Genomic DNA, 917 nt, shown 5'->3' with positions numbered 1-917 from the left:
AGGGTCTTGCGCACTTCATAGCCCGAAGGCGAAAAAAAAGTGAGCAGAATTTTTGTCTGCGGATGCTGCCGTTTGATTTTCTCAATCAACGGTCGCCCCTGCTCAAATTCGCCCAGAGAGGCAGCGTTCATCTCTTCGATGTTGGTAAATCGCATCCGCTTGGCAAGTTTTTTCTTTGAAATAGTCGCATACTTGCATATTTCAAAGAAGATGTCGATAAAAAAATGATAAAACTGCTTTTCTATTGTTGCAATCTCTTTCTCGCTTTTCTCGGGAAACGACTCCACCAGATTTTTGCGCACAACCTGCCTGCGATAGCCCCAAAGGTAATAAACAGGATAAAACAATGCGTCCGACACCATGTACATAATCCGCAACGGAATGAGTGAAAATAGCACCCACACGGATTGAAGCAACCGGAATTTTATGTTTTCACATTTCATTTTCTGCATAACTATATTTGTTTTTTTAATTTCGATTGCAAAAGTACAAAAAATAACTCATACCTCTAAATCGGCTCATCACTATACGAGGTTTTTAAATCGTTCCGGCAGTTTCACAATCCATTTGATGCTCAGCATCGCGGGTTTATTCCAAGCATACACATGGCGGAACACCGTTTGCAGCACGCGAGCCAAATCGAACACTTTGTCGCCGTCAAGGATACGTTTTGCAGTCGAGATGGCTGTGATGACGGCGAAGCGACGGCGGATAAAGTGCTTTTGTTCGCCGCGCGCGATAATGTCCGGCGACTCCAATTTGGCTTTGAGGGTGTCGTAATCAACATTTCCGAAATGCAACAGATATAAATTGGGGTCTATGTGAAAGTTGTGCCCACGAATGCGATGAAATCCGCGCCCCCAGCGAACGGGTTTTGCAATAACATTTGCTTTCGTAAATCGGGTATGAAGCAGGGC

At 44.4% G+C, this 917-nt stretch carries 1 protein-coding gene and 1 pseudogene; both read right to left on the bottom strand.

Translation table 11 applies throughout. From position 1 onward, the window contains the following. Nucleotides 1-452 (bottom strand): lysophospholipid acyltransferase family protein (locus ASC50_RS01470; RefSeq protein WP_304518304.1); only part of this gene is annotated, 452 nt, incomplete at its 3' end. 72 nt (nt 453-524) lie between these two features. After that, a pseudogene (locus tag ASC50_RS01465) lies at nt 525-917 on the bottom strand (glycosyltransferase family 2 protein); the annotation flags it as partial.

It is taken from the genome of Candidatus Symbiothrix dinenymphae (assembly GCF_001431085.1).
This window is presented reverse-complemented; position numbering and strand designations above follow the sequence as displayed.